Origin of the sequence: Streptomyces sp. SKN60 (assembly GCF_026236535.1) — a bacterium.
Taxonomy (GTDB): Bacteria; Actinomycetota; Actinomycetes; order Streptomycetales; family Streptomycetaceae; genus Streptomyces.
This window is the reverse complement of sequence record NZ_JAHTMW010000009.1, coordinates 297,141-318,545: the sequence shown is the minus strand read 5'-3', so window position 1 is coordinate 318,545 and position 21,405 is coordinate 297,141. Positions and strand designations below refer to the sequence as shown.

The window sequence follows — 21,405 nt, the reverse complement described above, 5'->3', positions numbered from 1 at the left end:
CGTAAGGCCGTAAGCAGGAGGTCAGCAGCGCGGGGCGACCATGCCGTCCCTGCCCGTGTGCACGTAGGCGTCGGAGACGTACTCCGCCCCGTCGTCGATCTTGTCCCAGATGTTCGTGGTGCCGTACGGGCCGGTGACCCACGTGCCGTACGTCTGGCAGTAGACCGGCACCGTGACCCCCAGCGGCAGGGTGCGGACGATCGGGTACTGGGTGCCCGGGCCCGAGCGGACGTTGAGCCGGACCCCGGGCGCGACCGGGTAGCGCTGGATGCTCATGGTGTTCCTCCCCCGTTGGCCGGAATACGCTCCCCGTGAAGCGCTCCGCCGAATTTCACTCTCTGCGACGCGCAGGCTAGCAAGCCCCACCGACATCGGCCCCGTCATCGACTAGGCTCCGTGCGTCGCGCGGGCGCGCGGACACCGACGGGGAACCACACGGGGGTTGGCGATGCCGCCGTTGCGCAGGACCGGTGCCGACCGGGAAGCGGAAGGGCCCGACTACGCGGGCGAGTACCGGCTCCAGGCCTGCCTCGGCGCCGGTGGCATGGGCGTCGTCCATCTCGCCACCTCCGCCTCGGGCCTGCGGCTCGCGGTCAAGGTGGTGCACGAACAGTATGCGGAGGACCCCGAGTTCAGGGCCCGGTTCCGGCAGGAGGTCGCGGCCGCGCGGCGGGTCAGCGGGGCGTTCACCGCGCCCGTCGTGGACGCCGACCCCGATGCCGTACGCCCCTGGATGGCCACCCTCTACGTGCCCGGGCCCACCCTCGCCGACCAGGTGAAGCGGAGCGGCCCGCTGTCCCCCGCCGAGCTGCGCCGGCTCACCGCCGGGCTCGCGGAGGCGCTGCGCGACATCCACCGGGCGGGTGTGGTGCACCGCGATCTCAAGCCGAGCAATGTGCTGCTCACCGACTCGGGTCCGAAGGTCATCGACTTCGGGATCTCCCGGCCGGTGGACAGCGATCTGCACACGGAGACCGGGAAGTTGATCGGCTCGCCGCCCTTCATGGCGCCCGAGCAGTTCCAGCGGCCCAGGGAGGTCGGGCCGTCGGCGGACGTGTTCGCGCTCGGCTCGGTGCTGGTGCACGCGGCGACGGGGCACGGGCCGTTCGACTCCGACAGCCCGTACATCGTCGCGTACCAGGTCGTGCACGACGAGCCGGATCTGACGGGGGTTCCGGAGGAGCTCGCGCCGCTGGTCGCGCGGTGTCTGGCCAAGGAGCCGGGCGAACGGCCCACACCGGCCGAGATCATGGCGGCGCTGCTGCCGCCCTCGTACGACGCGACCGCCTTCATACCGGCGCAGCGACGGCCCGCTCTGCGCGCTCTGCCGGTTCCGGACCAGGCCGGGCCCGGTGCCGCCTGGGACGCGGACACGCCGGTACGGGCCCCCGCGCCCGGGCCCGCGCCACGGCGGCGCAGGCTGCTGCGGCGCGGGCCGCTCGCCGTCGGCGCCGCGTTCGTGCTCGCGGCCGGCGGCACCGTCGCCGCCCTCTCGTACGCCGGCGGGCCGGAGCCCGCCCCCCGCCACCCCGCCGAGGCCGCGAAGGCCTTCAGCGGCTGGCAGACCGCCCTGCAGAAGAACGGCGAACCGGCCGCGCCCGCTTGCGCCCTCGACGGCGGCGCACTGTACTGCTCCGGGCGCGGGATCGCCGCCGCCCGGCTCGACCCGGCCACCGGACGGGTCCTCTGGTCCCGGCCCGGGCCCGCCGACGCGTTCCCGCCGCCGGCCCCGGCCGCGCTGGCCGGCGGGCGGCTCGCCGCTGCGTCGGCGACCGGTGAGCTCCGGACGTACGGCGCCGACGGCGTCCCCGGCTGGCAGCGGACGGCGAAGGGCGGCCGGGCCGAGAGCGCGCACGCCGCCGGCGACGTCCTCGTGCTCTCCGACGGCACGGCCGCGCTGCGCGGCGTCGACGCGGCGACCGGCCGGGAACTGTGGCACCACGCGCTGCGTGGGCACCAGTACCCGGTGCCAGGCGCGTACGACGTGGCCACCGGCCTGCTCACCGTCACCGAGGTGCTCGTCGACGGGCGCCACACGCGCGTGAGCACCGTCCGGCCGCGCACCGGCGAGGTCGTCCGGCAGCAGCGGCTCACCGGCCAGCTCTCCCCCGCCGACTCGGTGCGGGGCGGGGTGCTGGTCCTGGCCGCGCTGAACGGCGACGGGATGGCCGAGGCCCTGGTGCGCTACGGCCTCGCGGACGGCTCCGTCCACCGGTCCGTGCTGCCGGACCTGGTCGACGGCCCGTCCCTGGCCGCGCACGGCGACGTCGTCATCCTCCTGTCGCCCAGCGGGCGGCTCGGCGCCGTCGACATCTCGGGTCAGCGCGGCCGCCTCCTCTGGGGCCTGGAGACGGCCACCGCCCACCTCTCCGCCCCCGTCCTCGACGCCGCCGGGGCCCGCCTCTACCTCTCCGCCCCGGACGGCCGCCTCCTCGCCGTCGACGCCCACCGCGGCACCATCCTCGGCCAGACCACCCCCCGCCTGCACGACGGCCGCCCCTCCTCCCCCACCTCCACCGTCCCCGCCCCCTCCCTCGCCCCCGACCGCGTCTACGGCACGGCCCCGGACGGCTCGGTCTTCGCGGTGGACGCGGGGGATCCGGCGGGGTGGTAGGGCGGGCGCTCCGGCGTGGGCCGGGGGCGGTCACCGGACCTGCGGCCCGGAGGCCCAGCCCGGCCTGGGCCGGGCGCTGCGGCACGGGCCGACGCCGGGCCCCGGGCCCTGCGCGGCCGGTGACCCGCCTGGCGGAGCCGGTGAGGCGCCGCGTATTCAAAGCCTCGGGGCCGGAGGCCCGGGCGGCACGCGCCCCGCACGCGAAACCGGCCGTGGCCGGGGTCCTCGATTCGAGGGCCCCGGCCACCGCCGGTTGTCCGTTCCCGCGGGGCCTCAGCCCAGCTTCGTCACGTCGCGGACCGCGCCCTTGTCCGCGCTCGTCGCCATCGCCGCGTAGGCGCGCAGGGCGGCCGTGACCTTGCGGGTGCGGTTCTTCGGGGCGTAGACGCCGCCGAGGGCCTCGCGGCGGGCGGCGAGGGTGGGGGCGTCGACGAGGAGGTCGATCGAGCGGTTGGGGATGTCGATGCGGATCCGGTCACCGTCCTCGACGAGGGCGATCGTGCCGCCCGAGGCGGCCTCCGGGGAGGCGTGGCCGATGGAGAGGCCCGAGGTGCCGCCGGAGAAGCGGCCGTCGGTGACGAGGGCGCAGGTCTTGCCGAGGCCGCGGCCCTTGAGGAAGGAGGTCGGGTAGAGCATCTCCTGCATGCCGGGGCCGCCCTTGGGGCCCTCGTAGCGGATGACGACCACGTCGCCGTCCTTGACCTGCTTGTTGAGGATCTTCTCGACGGCCTCCTCCTGCGACTCGCAGACGACGGCCGGCCCCTCGAAGGTCCAGATCGACTCGTCGACGCCCGCGGTCTTCACCACGCAGCCGTCGACGGCGATGTTGCCGCGCAGCACCGCGAGGCCGCCGTCCTTGGAGTAGGCGTGCTCGGCGGAGCGGATGCAGCCGGCCGCCGCGTCCACGTCGAGCGTGTCCCAGCGCTCGGACTGCGAGAACGCCTCGGCGGAGCGGACGCAGCCGGGGGCCGCGTGCCACAGCTCGACGGCCTCCTCGGACGGAGACCCGCCGCGCACGTCCCAGTTCTTCAGCCAGTCCGCGAGGGACGGGCTGTGGACGGCGTGCACGTCCTCGTTGAGCAGACCCGCGCGGTGCAGCTCGCCGAGGATCGCGGGGATGCCGCCGGCCCGGTGCACGTCCTCCATGTAGTACGTGCCGCGCGGGGCGACGTTCGGGGCGACCTTGGCCAGGCAGGGCACGCGGCGCGAGATCTCGTCCATGTCCGACAGGCCGTAGTCGAGCTCCGCCTCCTGGGCGGCGGCCAGCAGGTGCAGGATCGTGTTGGTGGAGCCGCCCATGGCGATGTCGAGGGCCATGGCGTTCTCGAAGGCGGCCTTCGTGGCGATGCCGCGCGGCAGGACGGTCGCGTCGTCCTCGTCGTAGTAGCGGCGCGTGATGTCGACGATCGTCCGCGCGGCGTTCTCGTACAGCGCCCGGCGCGCCGTGTGGGTGGCGAGAGCGGAGCCGTTGCCGGGGAGGGAGAGGCCGATCGCCTCGGTCAGGCAGTTCATCGAGTTGGCGGTGAACATGCCGGAACAGGACCCGCAGGTCGGACAGGCGCTCTCCTCGATACGGAGGATGTCCTCGTCCGACACCTTGTCGTTGACGGCCTCGGAGATCGCGTCGACCAGGTCGAGCGTACGGACCGTGCCGTCGACGAGCGTCGCCCGGCCGGACTCCATGGGGCCGCCGGAGACGAAGACCGTCGGGATGTTGAGGCGCAGGGCCGCCATCAGCATGCCGGGGGTGATCTTGTCGCAGTTGGAGATGCAGATCAGGGCGTCGGCGCAGTGCGCCTCGACCATGTACTCCACGCTGTCCGCGATCAGGTCGCGGGAGGGGAGCGAATAGAGCATGCCGCCGTGGCCCATGGCGATGCCGTCGTCGACGGCGATCGTGTTGAACTCGCGGGCGATGCCGCCGGCGGCCGTGATGGCCTCGGAGACGATCCGGCCCACCGGCTGGAGGTGGGTGTGGCCGGGGACGAACTCCGTGAAGGAGTTGGCCACCGCGATGATCGGCTTCCGTCCGATGTCCGCGCCCGGTACACCGGAGGCGCGCATAAGGGCGCGGGCGCCCGCCATGTTGCGGCCGTGGGTGACTGTGCGGGACCTCAGCTCGGGCATCGTCGCTCGCTCCTCGTGATGGGTGTGTCTGGAGTCGAGCGTACGCTTCGACTCCAAGATCTGGACAAGGGTGTCCGCATCGCGGACGGTCGGTTCAGCGTACGAGCGTGCCGCGCACCGGGTGGGCCGTACGGTCGGAACCCGTGGCCCGCACCGGCACAAGCCCCGCCCCCGCCACGCCGCGCGTCACGGCTGCGTCAGATAGCGCTGCAGCGTCGGCGCCACCTGGGCCACGATCGTCTCCGGCTCCGCCGAGGCCAGCGGCTCCACCTGGATCACATACCGCAGGATCGCGATCCCGATCATGTGCGAGGCCGCCAGCTCCGCCCGGAACTTCGGGTCCGGTACGTCGAGGTCGGCGGCGATCCGCTCCAGGAGCCGGCGCAGCACGAAGCCGCGCAGCACCTTGGCCGCGGCCTCGTGGGTCAGCGCCGAGCGGATGATCGCGAGCAGCGGGGCGCGGGTCGCCGGGTTCTCCCAGACGCCGATGAAGAAGCGGGCCAGGCGCTCGCCGATGGCGTCGCGCGGGCCGCCGATGATGGCCGGGACGACGGCGGTCGGCTCGAACGACACCTCGATCGCCGCCGCGAAGACCTCGTCCTTCGTGCCGAAGTAGTGGTGCACGAGCGCCGGGTCGACCCCGGCCGCCTTCGCGATGCCGCGCACCGAGGTCTTGTCGTAACCGCGCTCGGCGAACTGCTCGCGCGCCGCCTCCAGGATCCGCTCCCGCGCGCCCGGTCCGCCCTCGTCCGCCGCCGTACGGGAGGGGCGGCCGCGCCGCCGGGGAGCACCGCCCGTCGAACCGTCGCTCACGCGCGCGTGCCCCGGGAGGCGGCGGCCAGGTGGAGCCGGGTGAAGGCCAGGGCCTCGGCGAGGTCGGCCTCGCGTTCGGCGGAGGACATCGCGCGCCGGGTGTTGACCTCGATCACGACATGCCCGTCGTAGCCGCGGTGGGCGAGGCGTTCGAGCAGCTCCGCGCACGGCTGGTTGCCGCGGCCGGGCACGAGGTGCTCGTCCTTGGCGGAGCCGCGCCCGTCGGCGAGGTGGACATGGCCGAGGCGGTCGCCCATCCGGTCGATCATGGCGAGGGTGTCGGTGCGGGCGGTCGCGGTGTGCGAGAGGTCGATCGTGAAGTGCCGGTAGTCGTCCTTGGTGACGTCCCACTCGGGGGCGTACGCGAGCATCTCGCGGTCCTTGTACCGCCACGGGTACATGTTCTCGACGGCGAAACGGACGTCCGTCTCGTCGGCCATCCGCCAGATGCCGGTGACGAAGTCCCGGGCGTACTGGCGCTGCCAGCGGAACGGCGGGTGCACGACGACGGTCGACGCGCCGAGCTTCTCGGCCGCGGCCTGCGCGCGCTGCAGCTTGACCCACGGGTCGGTGGACCAGACCCGCTGGGTGATCAGGAGGCAGGGCGCGTGCACGGCGAGGATCGGCACCTGGTGGTAGTCCGAGAGCCGGCGCAGCGCCTCGATGTCCTGGCTGACCGGATCGGTCCACACCATGATCTCGACGCCGTCGTACCCGAGGCGCGCGGCGACCTCGAAGGCCGTCGCCGTCGACTCCGGATACACCGAGGCCGTCGACAGGGCGACCTTCGCATCCGGGACGCGCACCGCTGGTTCTGCCACGGAGACAGGGTACGGGGCGGGGCTGTGGCCCGGGGCGTGGTTCCGGTCACGCCCCGCACGGCGCCGGGGGCCGGGACCCGCAGGACCCGGCGCCGGGACCCGTACCCGTACCCGTACCCGTACCCGTACCCGTACCCGTACAGCGCCCCCTACGGCAGGTGGTCCAGGCGCCGCAGGATCACGCCCTCGCGGAGGGCCCAGGGGCAGATCTCCAGGCGGTCGACGCCGAAGAGGTCCATCGCGCCCTCGGCGACCAGGGCACCGGCGAGGAGTTGGGCGGCGCGGCCTTCGGAGACGCCGGGGAGGAGGGCGCGTTCGGGGGTGGTCATGGCGGCGAGGCGGGGGACCCATTCCTCCAGGGAGGACTTGGAGAGGGTGCGCTGGACGTAGAGGCCCTCGCCGGAGCCGGGGGCGCCGGCGATGCGGGCGAGCTGCTTGAAGGTCTTGGAGGTGGCCACCACGTGGTCGGGCCGGCCGAAGCGGCTGAACTCGCCGACCGTACGGGCGATCTGCGCCCGCACGTGCCGGCGCAGCGCCTTCACGTCCCCGGTGTCCGGCGGGTCGCCGGGCAGCCAGCCCTTGGTGAGCCGGCCCGCGCCGAGCGGCAGCGACACCGCCGCGTCGGGCTCCTCGTCGATGCCGAAGGCGACCTCCAGCGAGCCGCCGCCGATGTCCAGGAGGAACAGCTTCCCCGACGACCAGCCGTACCAGCGGCGGGCCGCCAGGAAGGTGAGCCGGGCCTCCTCGGGGCCGGTGAGGACCTGGAGCGCGATGCCCGTCTCCTCGTACACCCGGGCCAGCACCTCGTCGGCGTTGCTGGCCTCGCGGACGGCGGAGGTCGCGAAGGGCAGGACCTCCTCGCAGCCCTTGTCCTCGGCGGCGGTCAGCGCGTCGCGGACGGTGGCGACGAGCCGCTCCACGCCCGCGTCGGCGATGGCGCCGCGCTCGTCGAGCAGCTCGGCGAGGCGGAGCTCCGCCTTGTGGGAGTGGGCGGGCAGCGGGCGCGCGCCGGGGTGGGCGTCCACCACCAGCAGGTGCACTGTGTTCGAACCGACGTCGAGGACTCCGAGTCTCATGGACGGAAACGCTACTGCGCGCGCCGCATACGCTTGGTGTTGTGCCAAAGACGAAAAAGGCGAAGCCGGGCAAAGGCAGCGCCGACACGAGTGCTGACGAGAGTGCCGCGAAGGCCGCGAGGGTCTCGCACGCGGCCAAGGCCGTGAAGGCCGTGAAGGTCGGGAAGAAGCGCGCCAAGGACGCCGACCCCGCGCCCGAGCCCGACGAGAAGGGTCTTGACTTCCCCCGCGCCTGGGTGGAGTTCGCCGACCCCGAGGACGAGGAGCAGGTCTACCGCTGCGACCTGACCTGGCTCACCTCCCGCTGGACCTGCATCTTCGGCAACGGCTGCCAGGGCATCCGGGAGGGCCGGGCGGACGACGGCTGCTGCACGCTCGGCGCGCACTTCTCCGACGAGGACGACGAGAAGCGGGTCGCCCAGCACGTGGCGCGGCTGACGCCGGAGCTGTGGCAGTTCCACGACGTGGGCACGGAGACCGGCTGGGTGCAGGTCGACGAGGACGGCGAGCGGCAGACCCGCCGCTGGCAGGGCTCGTGCATCTTCCAGAACCGGCCCGGGTTCGCGGGCGGCGCCGGCTGCTCGCTGCACATCCTGGCGATGCAGGAGGGCCGCGAGCCGCTGGAGACCAAGCCGGACGTGTGCTGGCAGCTGCCCGTGCGGCGGACCTACGACTGGATCGAGCGGCCCGACGACACCAAGGTGCTCCAGGTGTCGATCGGCGAGTACGACCGGCGCGGCTGGGGCCCGGGCGGCCACGACCTGCACTGGTACTGCACGACGGCCAGCTCGGCGCACGTCGGCAAGGAGCCGGTGTACGTCTCCTACCGTCCCGAGCTCGTCGAGATGATGGGGCAGGCGGCGTACGAGGTCCTCGTCGGCCTGTGCGAGGCGCGGCTCGCCTCCCAGCTGCCGCTGGTGGCCCCGCACCCGGCCGACCCCGCCTGATCTCAGCTGGAGGACGGCGTCGGGTCGGTGCTCGGTGAGCCGGTGCTCGACGAGTCCGTCGGCTCCGGGGTGGGCTCCGTGGTCGGCGGCTCGGTCGTCGGGTCGGTGGTCGGGTCGGTCGTGGGCTCGCCGGTGGGCGGTTCGGTCGTCGGGTCCGTGGTGGGCGGCGGGGTCGTCGGCTCGTCCGTCCCGGTCGCCGGCGGAGTGGTCGGCCGCGTCGTCGTGGGCGGCGGGACCGCCCCGTACCCGCTGATCCGCACCACCGCGCCCGAGGGGTTCACCCCCACCCGCGCGCTCCAGGCGCCGGCCGGCTCGCGGGAGCGGTCGACGAAGATCCGCACGGTGATCGACTCGCCCGGGCGCAGGACGCCGGAGGCCTGGCTCACGTACAGCCAGGGCGCGTCCGACCACAGCGACCAGGCGCCCGGCGAGCCGCCCCCGTTGGTGACGGTCAGCAGGGTCGTTCCGCCGCTGCCGCGGGCCTCGACGGTGAGCAGGGCGGGCGCGGGCTGTCCGGGCACGGCCGGGCTGCCGGGCGCGCCGGGGCTGATGACCTCGACGGACACGTCCGGGGAACGGCTGCCGCGGGTGAAGCGGGGGCCGGGGGTGGTACGGGCGTTGCCCGCGTTCTCGTAGCGGTCGTACGGGCGCTTGCCGGTGCCGCCCTGCGTGTCGCCCCGCTCGTCCGCCTCGCGGGCGCTGATCCCGGGCCCGTCCTGGCCCTCGCCGCCGGCCGGGGTGCCGCGGTACGAGGTCCACAGCGCGAGCACCGGGGCGGCGACGACCGCGGCGACCACGGTGGTGGTGACCGCGCGGGCCCGCATCCGGTCGCGGCGGGCCGCGTGGTCCTTCGGGTCCAGCGGGAAGCCGGTCGGACCGAACCGGGGCGCACCCGCGCGGGCGCGCGGGACGTGCAGCATCGCCACGTACGCGGCGGCGCGCGGCGCCTCGACGACCGGGAGCCGGCCGGCCGGCAGCGCGGTCGCGCCCGGCCAGGGCCCGGCGGCACCCGCCCGCTCGGCGGCCCGGCGGCAGCGCGGGCAGTCGTCGACGTGCCGCACCAGCTCGGCCCGCAGGGTCGCCGAGAGCAGCACCTGGTGGTCGCCGGTCAGCCGGGCCACGGTCGGGCAGTCGCCGGTCTCGACGACCGCGAGGGCGGCCCGGGTGCGCTCGACCTCGCAGCCGGCCGAGGACAGCAGCTCGCGGGCGGCGACCGGGTCGAGCGACAGGACGGCCGCGACCTCCCGGGAGCCGAGCCCGTGGCGCACCGCGAGCTCCAGGGCCTCGCGCTGCTCCGGCGTCGTCCCGGCGGCCTCCGGCCAGGCCAGTGCGGCGAGCTCGGTACGGCGGCGCTCGGCGACCTCCGGGGAGACCCGGGGCGCGGCGGGCGCGGCGACCGCCGGGCGGCCGGTGTGCGCGCCCTGCCGGCGGCGCCGCTGCTCGCCGAGGCTGCGCAGACAGGCCCAGCGGGCGAGCGCGTACAGCCAGGCCCGCCGGCCGCTCGCGTCGGACGGGCAGCGGCCGTGGTGCCGCTCGGCGACGGCGAGGACGTCACCGAGGACGGCGGTGGCGGTGTCGTGGTCGCAGAGCACGGAGAGGCAGTACGTGAACAGGCCGTCCAGATACTCCTCGTAGCGCGCGGGAGGCCGCCGGCCGAGGGTGCGGGGGCCTCCGGTGCTTCGGTCGGGTCGTTCCAGGCGGCTGCTCGTCACTGGGCGACCGTAGGCAGGAGGGCGGGGACACTTCTCACCCCTTGCACGCTTTTAACCCGTACGGGTTAACGGCGGCCCCAGACCGGTGCCGAACCGGTGCGGCCCGACCGAGAACCGCCGAGCGAGCCAAAGGGCGCGCCGGGGGAACGGCCCCGAGCGCGCGGAGCCCCCGAGGAACGAGGGGGAGAGCACGGTCGGGGTCGTGAGCCCGGCTCAAAGCGCCCGGAGGCAAGCCGAGGCCTCAAAAGAGGGTGTCAGTGGGGGCCGATACGGTGTCGGTCATGGCTGCTCGTACCAAAACCGCCAAGGACAGGCCGTCCTACCGCTGCACCGAGTGCGGCTGGCAGACCGCGAAGTGGCTCGGCCGCTGCCCCGAGTGCCAGGCCTGGGGCACCGTCGAGGAGTACGGCGCGCCCGCCGTGCGGACCACCGCCGCCGGGCGGGTGTCGAGCGCCGCGCTGCCCATCGCGCAGGTCGACGGGCGGCAGGCGACCGCCCGGGGCACCGGCGTCGACGAGCTGGACCGGGTGCTCGGCGGCGGGCTTGTGCCCGGCGCGGTGGTGCTGATCGCGGGCGAGCCGGGCGTCGGCAAGTCGACGCTGCTGCTCGACGTCGCGGCGAAGGCCGCGAGCGACGAGCACCGCACCCTCTACGTGACGGGCGAGGAGTCCGCGAGCCAGGTCCGGCTGCGCGCCGACCGGATCCACGCGCTCAGCGACCACCTCTATCTGGCGGCCGAGACGGACCTGTCCGCCGTCCTCGCGCACCTGGACGAGGTGAAGCCCTCGCTGCTGATCCTGGACTCGGTGCAGACCGTGGCCTCGCCGGAGATCGACGGCGCGCCGGGCGGTATGGCGCAGGTCCGCGAGGTGGCGGGCGCGCTGATCCGGGCCTCCAAGGAGCGGGGCATGTCGACCCTCCTCGTCGGCCATGTGACGAAGGACGGCGCGATCGCCGGTCCGCGGCTCCTGGAGCACCTGGTCGACGTGGTGCTGCACTTCGAGGGCGACCGGCACGCGCGCCTGCGCCTGGTCCGGGGCGTGAAGAACCGGTACGGGGCGACGGACGAGGTCGGCTGCTTCGAGCTGCACGACGAGGGCATCACCGGGCTCGCCGACCCGTCCGGGCTGTTCCTGACCCGGCGCGACGTGGCCGTGCCCGGCACCTGCCTCACCGTGACCCTGGAGGGCCGCCGGCCGCTGGTGGCCGAGGTGCAGGCGCTGACGGTGGACTCGCAGATCCCCTCGCCGCGCCGGACCACCTCGGGTCTGGAGACCTCCCGGGTGTCGATGATGCTGGCCGTCCTGGAGCAGCGCGGCCGGATCAGCGCGCTCGGCAAGCGGGACATCTACAGCGCGACGGTGGGCGGCGTGAAGCTGTCCGAGCCGGCCGCCGACCTGGCCATCGCGCTGGCGCTGGCGTCGGCCGCGAGCGACACCCCGCTGCCGAAGAACCTGGTCGCGATCGGCGAGGTCGGCCTCGCCGGCGAGGTGCGCCGGGTGACCGGTGTGCAGCGGCGGCTCGCGGAGGCGCACCGGCTCGGGTTCACCCACGCGCTCGTGCCGGCCGACCCGGGGAAGGTGCCGCCGGGCATGAAGGTCACCGAGGTCGCGGACATGGGCGACGCGCTGCGGGTGCTGCCGCGCGGCCGGCGCCCGCGCGCCGAGGCGGAGGAGCGCGCCTAGCCGCCGGTGGGGGTGAACGGGGCTTCGGAGGCCGGTCCGGGAGGGTCCGTAAGGGCCGTCCGGCGGGGGTTCGCGGTGTGCGGGCGCGAAGGGCTCGCGGCGCGGGGCCCTGGGCCGCGGGGCGGTGTCGCTAGACTTTGCCCTGGTCTCGCCCATCCGTACGAGCCGGAGGAGTCTAGTGGCAGCCAAGGACAACGAGGCACTGATGCGTGCGTCGCTCAGCGCCGTCGCCCCCGGCACCGCCCTCCGCGACGGGCTCGAACGCATTCTCCGCGGCAACACCGGCGGTCTGATCGTGCTGGGCATGGACAAGACCGTCGAGTCGATGTGCACCGGCGGTTTCGTCATCGACGTCGACTTCGCGGCGACCCGGCTGCGCGAGCTGTGCAAGCTCGACGGGGCGATCGTCCTCGACAAGGACATCTCGAAGATCCTGCGGGCCGGCGTGCAGCTGGTGCCGGACGCGTCGATCCCCACCGAGGAGACCGGTACCCGGCACCGCACCGCCGACCGGGTCTCCAAGCAGTGCGGCTTCCCCGTCGTCTCGGTCTCCCAGTCGATGCGCCTGATCGCCCTGTACGTGAACGGCGAGCGCCGGGTCCTTGAGGAGTCGGGCGCGATCCTGTCCCGCGCGAACCAGGCGCTCGCGACCCTGGAGCGCTACAAGCTGCGCCTGGACGAAGTGGCCGGCACGCTCTCCGCCCTGGAGATCGAGGACCTGGTGACCGTCCGGGACGTGACCGCGGTCGCGCAGCGCCTGGAGATGGTGCGCCGGATCGCCACCGAGATCGCCGAGTACGTGGTGGAGCTCGGCACCGACGGCCGGCTGCTCTCGCTCCAGCTGGACGAGCTGATCGCGGGCGTGGAGCCGGAGCGCGAGCTGGTCATCCGCGACTACGTGCCGGAGCCCACCGCCAAGCGGTCCCGCACGGTCCCGGAGGCGCTGACCGAGCTGGACGCGCTGACCCACGCCGAGCTGCTCGAACTTCCGATAGTGGCCCGCGCCCTCGGCTACAGCGGCTCCATGGAGACCCTGGACTCGGCGGTCTCGCCGCGCGGCTACCGGCTGCTCGCCAAGGTGCCGCGGCTGCCCGGCGCGATCATCGAACGGCTCGTGGAGCACTTCGGCGGCCTGCAGAAGCTGCTCGCGGCGAGCGTGGACGATCTGCAGACCGTGGACGGCGTCGGCGAGGCCCGGGCGCGCAGCGTCCGCGAGGGCCTGTCGCGGCTCGCGGAGTCCTCGATCCTGGAGCGGTACGTCTGACGCTCACAGCGCCACCGCATCCGTACGCGAAGAGGCCCCGGGACGGCTCGTCCCGGGGCCTCCCCCCTCTGTACGGGTACGGCGCCAGGGCAGGCCCTAGTCCTTGTCCAGGCGGAACGCCACCGGCGACACCTTCAGGCCCGGCACCGCCGCCTCCACCAGGTAGTTGCCCGGGGCCGCCTCGCCCGCCGGGGCGCTCGCGCACTGCGGGGCGCTGCGGTGGCGGTCCCACTCCACGGTGTGGGTGATGGTGCCCTTGGCGGGGACCTTGAGGAACAGCGGGGGCGCGGCGGCCGGGCAGTCCTTGGAGGACCACAGCACGCCCTTGGTATCGCGGACCGTCAACACCGCGCTCTTCGGGCCGAGATCGGCCTTGCAGTCGGCGGCCGAGGTGTTCTTGACGGTCAGCAGGAAGCGCGGCTTCTCGCCCGGTCCGTAGGCCAGTTCGGCGCTGCGGAAGGTCAACTGCAGCGCGCCGGCCGGGCAGTTCGGCAGCGGAGAATCGGCCGGAACCTGCTGTCCGGCGCCGGTGCCCGCGCCGCCGTCGCCGCCCGCGCCGTCCGTGTCGCCGTTCTTGCCGGCCGAGGCCCCCGCGTCCGCGCCGCCCGTGCCCGCGTCCGTACCGCCGTCAGCGGCGCCGGAGCTGTCGCCGCCCGCGCCGTCCGAGTCGCCGGAGTCACCCGACTCGTCGCGGCCACCGGGCTGTTGGCTGATCGCCGGGCCGGTGCCGGAGGGCCCGGGGGTGATGGGGGAGGGGGCGGGCGAGGAGCCGTTGGCGGCGTCGTTCGGCTTCTTGCCCCCGCCGCCGCCACCGGAGGTGAGGGCCCATACGGCGATCAGCGCGAGCAGGGCAACCAGGCACAGCGCCACGGCCCTCCGACGCCAGTAGATGGAGGAGGGAAGCGGCCCGACCGGATTGCGCAGTGATCCCACGCCACGAACCTTACGAGAGATCAGGGCCAACTCCCGCCCCCCATGCCGCTCCAGGCACCAAGTTTTGCCGATGATCACATCCGAGCTCGCGTCCGAGCTCGCATCCGGCCTCGCATCCGGGCTCACATCCGCACCCCTACTTTCGTCGGGGAGGGGCGTCGCCGAAGGGCCGGGGCGGGGGACTCCCCGGGCCGGATACCGTCGTTGACCATGGACAACCTCCCCCAGCTCTCCGACGGCCTGTATCTCGACATCAGCGAGTTCGCCCACACCACCCCGCACTGGTTCCAGAAGATCGCGGAGGTGTGGACCGAACTCGGGCTGCTGCTCTTCGGGGTGCTGTTCGTGGCCGGCTGGTGGCGCTCGCGCCGGGGCTCCGCCGACGCCATGGCGCCGGCGCTGCTCGCCCCGCTCGCGACCGCCTTCGGCTATGTGGTGAGCGAGGGCCTCAAGTCCCTGGTGGACGAGGAGCGTCCGTGCCGGGCGGTGGCCGGGGCGCCGGTCTCGCTCGTCGCGTGCCCGCCGCACGGCGACTGGTCCTTCCCGAGCAACCACTCGGCGATCGCCGGGGCCGCGGCCGTCGCGCTCGCGCTGTCCTGGCGCGGGATGGTGTGGCTGACCGCGCCGATGGCGCTCCTCATGGCGTTCTCCCGGGTGTTCGTCGGCGTGCACTACCCGCACGACGTCACGGTCGGCCTGCTGGCCGGCGGCGCGGTCGCGTTCGTGGCCGTGAAGGCGGGCCGGCGCCCGGTCCTCGCCCTGGTGGAGACGGCCAGGGCGAGCCGGAGCGGCGCGGTGGTGTGGTGCGTGGGGCGCGGGGTGCGCTCGCACGCCTCCGCGCGCCCCGTGGGTGCGCGCCACGGCGCGCGCTGATCCCCCGGCGGACATGCCAGGATCGGAGGTGCCATGACTTCCATCGACGCCTCCGCATCCAGCGCCGCCCCCCGCGCCGCCGCACCCGCCGCCGCGCCCTCCGCTCCGCACGACGCTCCCCACGACGCTCCCCACGACGCCCCGTCCGCCGCCGGGTACGAGGGATCGCCCGCCGCGCTGCACGGGCCCGTCCTCGCCTGGTTCGACCGGCACGCCCGCGATCTGCCGTGGCGCCGCCCCGAGGCCGGGGCGTGGGGCGTGATGGTCAGCGAGTTCATGCTCCAGCAGACGCCGGTGGTGCGGGTGCTTCCGGTGTACGAGCAGTGGTTGGCGCGCTGGCCGCGCCCGGCCGACCTGGCCGCCGAGGCGCCGGGCGAGGCGGTCCGCGCCTGGGGCCGGCTCGGCTATCCGCGCCGGGCGCTGCGGCTGCACGCGGCGGCGGTGGCCATAAAGGAGCGGCACGGCGGGGACGTACCGAGCGATCACGCGCAGCTGCTCGCGCTGCCGGGGATCGGCGAGTACACGGCCGCGGCGGTGGCCTCCTTCGCGTACGGGCAGCGGCACGCGGTGCTCGACACGAACGTGCGGCGGGTGTTCGCGCGGGCGGCGAGCGGCGTGCAGTACCCGCCGAACGCGACCACGGCCGCCGAGCGCCGGCTCGCCCGGGCGCTGCTGCCCGCGGACGAGGCGACGGCCGCGCGGTGGGCGGCGGCCTCCATGGAGCTGGGCGCCCTGGTGTGCACGGCGAAGAACGAGGAGTGCGGGCGCTGCCCGGTGGCGGAGGTGTGCGCCTGGCGGCTCGCGGGTAAGCCGGCTCATGACGGTCCGCCGCGCCGCGGTCAGACGTACGCGGGCACGGACCGGCAGGTGCGGGGCAAGCTGCTCGCCGTCCTGCGGGAGGCCGTGGACCCGGTGCCGCAGGCCGCGCTCGACGCGGTGTGGGACGAGCCGGTGCAGCGGGCCCGGGCGCTCGACGGCCTGGTCGCGGACGGTCTGGTCGAGCCGCTGGAGGGCGGCCGCTACCGGCTTCCGCTGGGCTGACGGCCGAGCTGATCCGTGCATCCGGATCCCCGGTCCGGACCGCGCCTTCGATCCGAAGGATCCGGAACCTTTGCATCCGCTGTTACACAACCGATGGACAGCCGTGCGTCCGCCGACGGCTGCCCCGCACAGCCCCGTGACAACTGCTCCGTAGCGTCGTCGGCGTAAGGGATCAGGGCAGCAGAGACCAGGTCAATGACCAGGGCTGGTCACGGGGATCGGAGGCGGTTCGGGATGGCGCACGGCGAGACGCTCGGCGAGGTGCTCGACTTCGAGGAGTACGTACGTACCCGGCAGGACGCGCTGCTGCGCAGCGCCCGCCGGCTCGTGCCCGACCCGGTGGACGCCCAGGACCTGCTGCAGACCGCTCTGGTCCGTACGTACGGACGCTGGGACGGCATCGCCGACAAGTCGCTGGCCGACGCGTACCTCCGCCGGGTCATGATCAACACCCGGACCGAGTGGTGGCGGGCCCGCAAGCTCGAAGAGGTGCCCACCGAGCAGCTGCCCGACGCGCGCGTCGAGGACGCCACCGAGCAGCACGCCGACCGGGCCCTGCTCATGGACATCCTGAAGGTGCTCGCGCCCAAGCAGCGCAGCGTGGTCGTGCTGCGCCACTGGGAGCAGATGAGCACCGAGGAGACCGCCGCCGCGCTCGGCATGTCGACCGGTACGGTGAAGAGCACGCTCCACCGCGCCCTGGCCCGACTGCGCCAGGAGCTGGAGAGCCGGGCCGCCGAGGGCGACGCCCGGGCCCTGGGCGCCGGCGTCCTGGAGCGGAGCGCGACCACGAACACGAACACGAACACGAACAAGATCACGACCGTACGAGGCGACGAGCGGAAGCAGGAGCGGTGCGCGGCCTGAGACCAGGTGAACCGGTCGGCGGACGGTGGGCGGCGGGTGGCACGGCGGCGGCCGGGCTCGCCGCCTTCGGGCTGCTCGTGGCCGGCTGCTCCACCGGGGGCACCGGTTCGCGCGACGAGGGCGCCGCCCGGTCCGACGAGGTCGCCTCGACGGCCCCGGCCACCCCGAGCCCGTCCGCCCCGCCCGGCCAGGACGCGGGCCTGAAGGCCAAGCGGGTGGACCCGATCGCGCTGATCAAGAACGATCCGAAGATCGGCGAGCGCCTGAAGGCCGACCTCAAGCCGTGCACGGCCGACGCCTACCCGGTGGACACCTCGTACGGGAACCTCACCAACTCCTCCTCCCCCGACGTCGTCGTCAACGTGATGACCTGCGGCGACGCCGTCGGCATCGGCACGTACGTGTACCGCGAGGAGAACAACGCGTACCGCAACGTGTTCATGGCCGAGGACGCGGCGGTGTACGGGACGATCGACCGCGGGGACCTGATCGTCACCAAGCAGGTGTACGCGAAGGGCGACCCGGTCGCCTTCCCGTCGGGCGAGGACGTGATCACGTACCGCTGGGCGGGGAACAAGTTCACCCAGCACGACTGGGTGCACAACGACTACAGCAAGGCGGTCGGGGACGGCGGCATCGACGCCACCGAGCCGGCGCCGGTCCCGTCGAGCTAGGCACTGACCCGAAAGACACAGCCCCGCCCCCTACTCCCCCCACTCCCCCACGACCGGCAAGCGCGTCAGCGGAAGGCACCACCACCCATGGCCGAGACCCATGTCCTGTTCGTCGAGGACGACGACGTCATCCGTGAGGCCACCCAGCTCGCCCTGGAGCGGGACGGCTTCACGGTGACGGCCATGCCCGACGGTCTGTCCGGCCTGGAGGCCTTCCGCGCGCACCGGCCCGACATCGCGCTCCTGGACGTGATGCTGCCCGGCATGGACGGCGTGAGCCTGTGCCGGCGCATCCGCGACGAGTCGACCGTTCCGGTGATCATGCTGTCGGCGCGGGCCGACTCCATCGATGTCGTCCTCGGCCTGGAGGCCGGCGCCGACGACTACGTCACCAAGCCCTTCGACGGCTCGGTGCTCATGGCCCGGATCCGCGCCGTGCTGCGCCGCTTCGGCCACGCGGGCGGGAACGGCGGCGACGCGGAGACGGCCGGCGCCGAGTGCGGGGTCCTGGTCTTCGGCGACCTGGAGGTCGACACCGAGGGCATGGAGGTGCGCCGGGCCGGCGCGCCGGTCGCCCTCACGCCCACCGAGATGCGGCTGCTGCTCGAGTTCTCCTCGGCGCCCGGCACCGTACTGTCCCGCGACAAGCTCCTGGAGCGGGTCTGGGACTACGGCTGGGGCGGCGACACCCGGGTCGTCGACGTCCATGTGCAGCGGCTGCGCACCAAGATCGGCCAGGACCGGATCGAGACGGTCCGCGGCTTCGGCTACAAGCTCAAGGGATGAAGCCGTTCGGGAGGCGGATCAGACGGAGGAGAGCCCTCCGGACCGGGGTCCGCTGGAAGATCGCGGTCGCCATCGCGGCGGTCGGCGCGCTCGTCGCGGTCACCCTCAGTCTGGTCGTCCACAACGCGGCCCGGGTCTCGATGCTCGACAACGCCCGCGATGTGCAGATGTGGCGGCTCGTCTTCGCCCAGCGGGTCTACGAGACCTCCAAGCCGAAGGAGCCGCGCTTCGGCACCAAGATCAACGACCCGGCGCTGCCGCCCCAGCTCGACCAGCTGATGCGCGACGGACGGCGCGGCACCTACGTACAGGAACATCGCAGCGGCCCGCCGGACGTGTGGGCGGCCGTGCCGCTCGCCAACGGCGACGTGCTCTCGCTCCACGTGCCGTTCGCCGACCGCAGCGCCACGATCATGAACGACCTCGACCGGGCACTGATCATCGGCTCGGTGTCCGTGGTCTTCGGCGGCTGCGCGCTCGGCGTGCTCATCGGCGGGCAGCTCTCGCGGCGGCTGCGCAAGGCCGCCGCGGCGGCCGGCCGGGTCGCCCAGGGCAACACCGAGGTGCGGGTACGGGACGCCATCGGCGGCGTCGTGCGCGACGAGACCGACGAGCTGGCCCGGGCCGTCGACGCCCTCACCGATGCCCTGGGCGAGCGGATCGAGGCCGAGCGGCGGGTCACCGCCGACATCGCGCACGAGCTGCGCACCCCGGTGACCGGGCTGCTCACGGCCGCCGAGCTGCTGCCGCCGGGCCGTCCGACCGAGCTCGTACGGGACCGGGCGCAGGCCATGCGGACCCTGGTCGAGGACGTCCTGGAGGTGGCCCGGCTGGACAGCGCGTCGGAGCGGGCCGAGCTGCAGGAGATCGCGCTCGGCGAGTTCGTCGAGCGGCGGGTGCGGGCGCTCGACCCGGACGCGGTGGTCCATGTGGTCCACGAGTCCTGGGTCAACACCGATCCGCGCCGCCTGGAGCGCATCCTCGGCAACCTCCTCGCCAACGCCGCCAAGCACGGCAAGGGCGGCAAGGGCAGTGCGGGCGGACCGGTGGAGGTCACCGTCGAGGGCCGGGTGGTACGGGTCAGGGACCACGGGCCCGGCTTCCCCGAGGCGCTCCTCAAGGAGGGCCCGAGCCGTTTCCGTACGGGAAGCAGCGACCGCGCGGGCCAGGGCCACGGCTTGGGCCTGACCATCGCCACCGGCCAGGCCCGGGTCCTCGGCGCCCGCCTCACCTTCCGCAACGCGGCCCCGGAGGGGACTCCGGACGGCGCGGGCGGCGCCATCGCGGTGCTGTGGCTCCCGGAGCACGCGCCGACGACCACGGGGAGCTTTCCGATCCTGCGGTTAGCCGACTGACCCCCACTCCCTGCTCCCTGCTCCCTGCTCCCTGCTCGTACGGCAACGGCCCCCGGTGTCCACAGGGACACCGGGGGCCGTTCGGCTGCCGGCCGCGGCTCGCGCGGGTGCGGGCCGTTAGGCGGTGGCCTTCGCGGTCTTGTCCGCCGGCTCGGCGGCATCCGCCGTGGCCTCGTCCGCCTTCGGGAGGCCGGTGCCGCGCAGTGCCACCTCCTTCACGAAGAAGGCGAGGACGAAGCCGAGGACGGCCACGATCGAGCCGACCAGGAAGGCCGAGTGAGTGCCGGAGGAGACCGCGTGCTGGTAGGCCTCGCGGACCGCCTCCGGCAGCTTGGCCAGGCTCGCGGCGTCGAGCTGCGCCGAGCGCGCGGTCGCGGCGCCGCCGCCGCGGGCGGCCATCTCGTTCTGGACCTGGTGGTTGAAGAGCGCACCCATGATCGCGACGCCGAAGGAGGAGCCGAGGGTCCGGAAGAGGGTGGTCGAGGACGAGGCCACGCCCATGTCCTTCATCTCGACGCTGTTCTGCGCGACGAGCATGGTGATCTGCATCAGGAAGCCCATGCCGGCGCCGAGCACGGCCATGTAGACGCCCGAGACGAACCGCGTGGTGTCGGTGTCCATGGTGGACAGCAGGTACAGGCCGACGACCATGAACGCGCCGCCGATGATCGGGAAGATCTTGTACTTGCCGCTGCTGGTGGTGACCCGGCCGGCGATCATCGAGACGACCATCATCGACAGCAGCATCGGCAGGAGCAGCAGACCGGAGTTGGTCGCCGAGGCGCCCTGCACGGACTGCTGGAACAGCGGCAGGAAGAGCACCGCGCCGAACATGACGAAGCCGGTGAGGAAGCCGATCACGGACATCAGGGTGAAGTTGCGGCTGCGGAAGATGTGCAGCGGCATGATCGGGTCGCTCGCCCGGGTCTCGACGAGGAGGAAGGCCGCGAGGGCCAGGACGCCGCCGACGGCGAGGCCGATGATGGTGGCCGAGCCCCAGGCGTACTCGGTGCCGCCCCAGGTGGTGACCAGGACGATCGCGGTGATGCCGATGGTCAGCAGCGCAGCGCCGAGGAAGTCGATCCGGGTGCCGGCCGCGCGCTCCTTCTTCGGCAGGTGGAGCACGGTGGCGAGCATCGCGAGGGCGACGGCGCCGAGCGGCAGGTTGATGTAGAAGGACCAGCGCCAGCCCCAGTGGTCGGTGATGGTGCCGCCGACCAGCGGTCCGCCGATCATGGCGAGCGCCATGATGCCGGCCATCATGCCCTGGTACTTGCCGCGGTCCCGGGGCGGGATCAGGTCGCCGATGATCGCCATGACGCCGACCATCAGTCCGCCGGCGCCCAGGCCCTGGACGGCGCGGAAGCCGATGAGCTGGCCCATGTCCTGGGCCATGCCGCTGAGCGCGGAGCCGATCAGGAAGATCACGATCGAGGTCAGGAAGACGCTCTTGCGGCCGAACATGTCGCCGAGCTTGCCCCAGATCGGGGTCGACGCGGCGGTGGCCAGGGTGTAGGCGGTGACGACCCAGGAGAGGTGCTCCAGGCCGCCGAGCTCGCCGACGATGGTCGGCATCGCGGTGCCGATGATCATGTTGTCCAGCATCGCGAGCAGCATCGCGATCATGAGGGCGAGGAGGACGACGCGAACGCTGCGCGCGGGTGCGGCCTCCCCCTCGGCTGCCTCGGGTGTCAGTGTCGTTGCCATGTCGTCCCCTTGCTTCCCTTACTTGCCGCCCGGCTAGTTACTACACTGGGGAAAGTAGACCCGTAACTTGCCGGTCGTCAAGTAAGTTTGTGTGTCAGCGAAGGAAACGA

General features: G+C 73.7%; 18 protein-coding genes. 10 read left to right on the top strand and 8 right to left on the bottom strand.

The window, feature by feature from the left end; all coding sequences use genetic code 11:
* Positions 1-21 precede the first annotated feature (21 nt).
* A complete protein-coding gene (locus KV205_RS17865) occupies positions 22-276 on the bottom strand; it encodes an SH3 domain-containing protein (RefSeq protein ID WP_265865370.1) in 255 nt (84 codons plus the stop codon).
* Positions 277-448: 172 nt separating this feature from the next.
* Here KV205_RS17865 and KV205_RS17860 point away from each other — a divergent pair, with 172 nt between their 5' ends.
* Positions 449-2,614, top strand: a complete 2,166-nt coding sequence (locus KV205_RS17860) for a PQQ-binding-like beta-propeller repeat protein (RefSeq protein ID WP_265865369.1) — start codon at positions 449-451, stop codon at positions 2,612-2,614.
* A gap of 273 nt (positions 2,615-2,887) precedes the next feature.
* Here KV205_RS17860 and ilvD read toward each other — a convergent pair whose 3' ends face one another.
* From ilvD to KV205_RS17840, 4 genes are all read right to left on the bottom strand, one after another.
* The gene (ilvD, locus tag KV205_RS17855; protein ID WP_265865368.1) at positions 2,888-4,741 is read right to left on the bottom strand and encodes a dihydroxy-acid dehydratase; all 1,854 of its coding nucleotides are present in this window, start codon (positions 4,739-4,741) and stop codon (positions 2,888-2,890) included.
* A gap of 186 nt (positions 4,742-4,927) precedes the next feature.
* On the bottom strand, positions 4,928-5,554 hold the full coding sequence (locus KV205_RS17850) for a TetR family transcriptional regulator (protein ID WP_265865367.1): 627 nt from the start codon (positions 5,552-5,554) through the stop codon (positions 4,928-4,930).
* The gene (locus KV205_RS17845) at positions 5,551-6,375 is read right to left on the bottom strand and encodes a sugar phosphate isomerase/epimerase (protein WP_265865366.1); all 825 of its coding nucleotides are present in this window, start codon (positions 6,373-6,375) and stop codon (positions 5,551-5,553) included. Before KV205_RS17845 ends, KV205_RS17850 begins: the two co-directional genes overlap by 4 nt.
* Positions 6,376-6,524: 149 nt before the next feature.
* Positions 6,525-7,451, bottom strand: coding sequence for a Ppx/GppA phosphatase family protein (locus KV205_RS17840; protein WP_265865365.1), 927 nt, complete (start codon positions 7,449-7,451; stop codon positions 6,525-6,527).
* A 41-nt stretch (positions 7,452-7,492) separates the two neighbouring features.
* Here KV205_RS17840 and KV205_RS17835 point away from each other — a divergent pair, with 41 nt between their 5' ends.
* Positions 7,493-8,398, top strand: a complete 906-nt coding sequence (locus KV205_RS17835) for a hypothetical protein (RefSeq protein WP_374214683.1) — start codon at positions 7,493-7,495, stop codon at positions 8,396-8,398.
* A gap of 2 nt (positions 8,399-8,400) precedes the next feature.
* On the opposite strand, the gene KV205_RS17830 is transcribed toward KV205_RS17835, so the two are convergent.
* Positions 8,401-10,110, bottom strand: coding sequence for a hypothetical protein (locus KV205_RS17830; RefSeq protein WP_265865364.1), 1,710 nt, complete (start codon positions 10,108-10,110; stop codon positions 8,401-8,403).
* Between the two features lie 281 nt (positions 10,111-10,391).
* On the opposite strand from KV205_RS17830, the gene radA reads away from it, so the two are divergent.
* Together radA and disA are read left to right on the top strand one after the other, a co-directional pair.
* A complete protein-coding gene (gene radA, locus KV205_RS17825) occupies positions 10,392-11,795 on the top strand; it encodes a DNA repair protein RadA (protein ID WP_265865362.1) in 1,404 nt (467 codons plus the stop codon).
* Between the two features lie 205 nt (positions 11,796-12,000).
* Entirely contained in the window at positions 12,001-13,059 is a 1,059-nt protein-coding gene (gene disA, locus KV205_RS17820; protein ID WP_265865399.1) for a DNA integrity scanning diadenylate cyclase DisA, read from the top strand.
* A gap of 96 nt (positions 13,060-13,155) precedes the next feature.
* On the opposite strand, the gene KV205_RS17815 is transcribed toward disA, so the two are convergent.
* Positions 13,156-13,992 (bottom strand): hypothetical protein, encoded by an 837-nt coding sequence (locus tag KV205_RS17815; protein ID WP_265865361.1) that lies wholly within the window; start codon positions 13,990-13,992, stop codon positions 13,156-13,158.
* Between the two features lie 210 nt (positions 13,993-14,202).
* On the opposite strand from KV205_RS17815, the gene KV205_RS17810 reads away from it, so the two are divergent.
* The 6 genes from KV205_RS17810 (at position 14,203) to cseC (ending at position 19,588) form a co-directional block, all read left to right on the top strand.
* Positions 14,203-14,865, top strand: a complete 663-nt coding sequence (locus KV205_RS17810) for a phosphatase PAP2 family protein (protein WP_265865360.1) — start codon at positions 14,203-14,205, stop codon at positions 14,863-14,865.
* Positions 14,866-14,898: 33 nt separating this feature from the next.
* Positions 14,899-15,906, top strand: coding sequence for an A/G-specific adenine glycosylase (locus tag KV205_RS17805; RefSeq protein WP_265865359.1), 1,008 nt, complete (start codon positions 14,899-14,901; stop codon positions 15,904-15,906).
* Positions 15,907-16,140: 234 nt separating this feature from the next.
* The gene (locus KV205_RS17800) at positions 16,141-16,773 is read left to right on the top strand and encodes a SigE family RNA polymerase sigma factor (protein ID WP_265865358.1); all 633 of its coding nucleotides are present in this window, start codon (positions 16,141-16,143) and stop codon (positions 16,771-16,773) included.
* Complete coding sequence (locus tag KV205_RS17795; RefSeq protein ID WP_265865357.1) at positions 16,761-17,447, top strand: hypothetical protein; 687 nt, start codon at positions 16,761-16,763, stop codon at positions 17,445-17,447. The genes KV205_RS17800 and KV205_RS17795 overlap by 13 nt, the downstream gene beginning before the upstream one ends.
* Positions 17,448-17,534: 87 nt before the next feature.
* Positions 17,535-18,233 carry a two-component system response regulator CseB gene (gene cseB / locus KV205_RS17790; protein ID WP_265865356.1) on the top strand — a complete coding sequence of 233 codons (699 nt, stop codon included), beginning with the start codon at positions 17,535-17,537 and terminating at the stop codon, positions 18,231-18,233.
* Positions 18,230-19,588 (top strand): two-component system sensor histidine kinase CseC, encoded by a 1,359-nt coding sequence (cseC, locus tag KV205_RS17785; RefSeq protein ID WP_265865355.1) that lies wholly within the window; start codon positions 18,230-18,232, stop codon positions 19,586-19,588. Before cseB ends, cseC begins: the two co-directional genes overlap by 4 nt.
* Before the next feature lie 117 nt (positions 19,589-19,705).
* On the opposite strand, the gene KV205_RS17780 is transcribed toward cseC, so the two are convergent.
* Positions 19,706-21,295 carry an MDR family MFS transporter gene (locus tag KV205_RS17780; protein ID WP_265865354.1) on the bottom strand — a complete coding sequence of 530 codons (1,590 nt, stop codon included), beginning with the start codon at positions 21,293-21,295 and terminating at the stop codon, positions 19,706-19,708.
* Positions 21,296-21,405 lie beyond the last annotated feature (110 nt).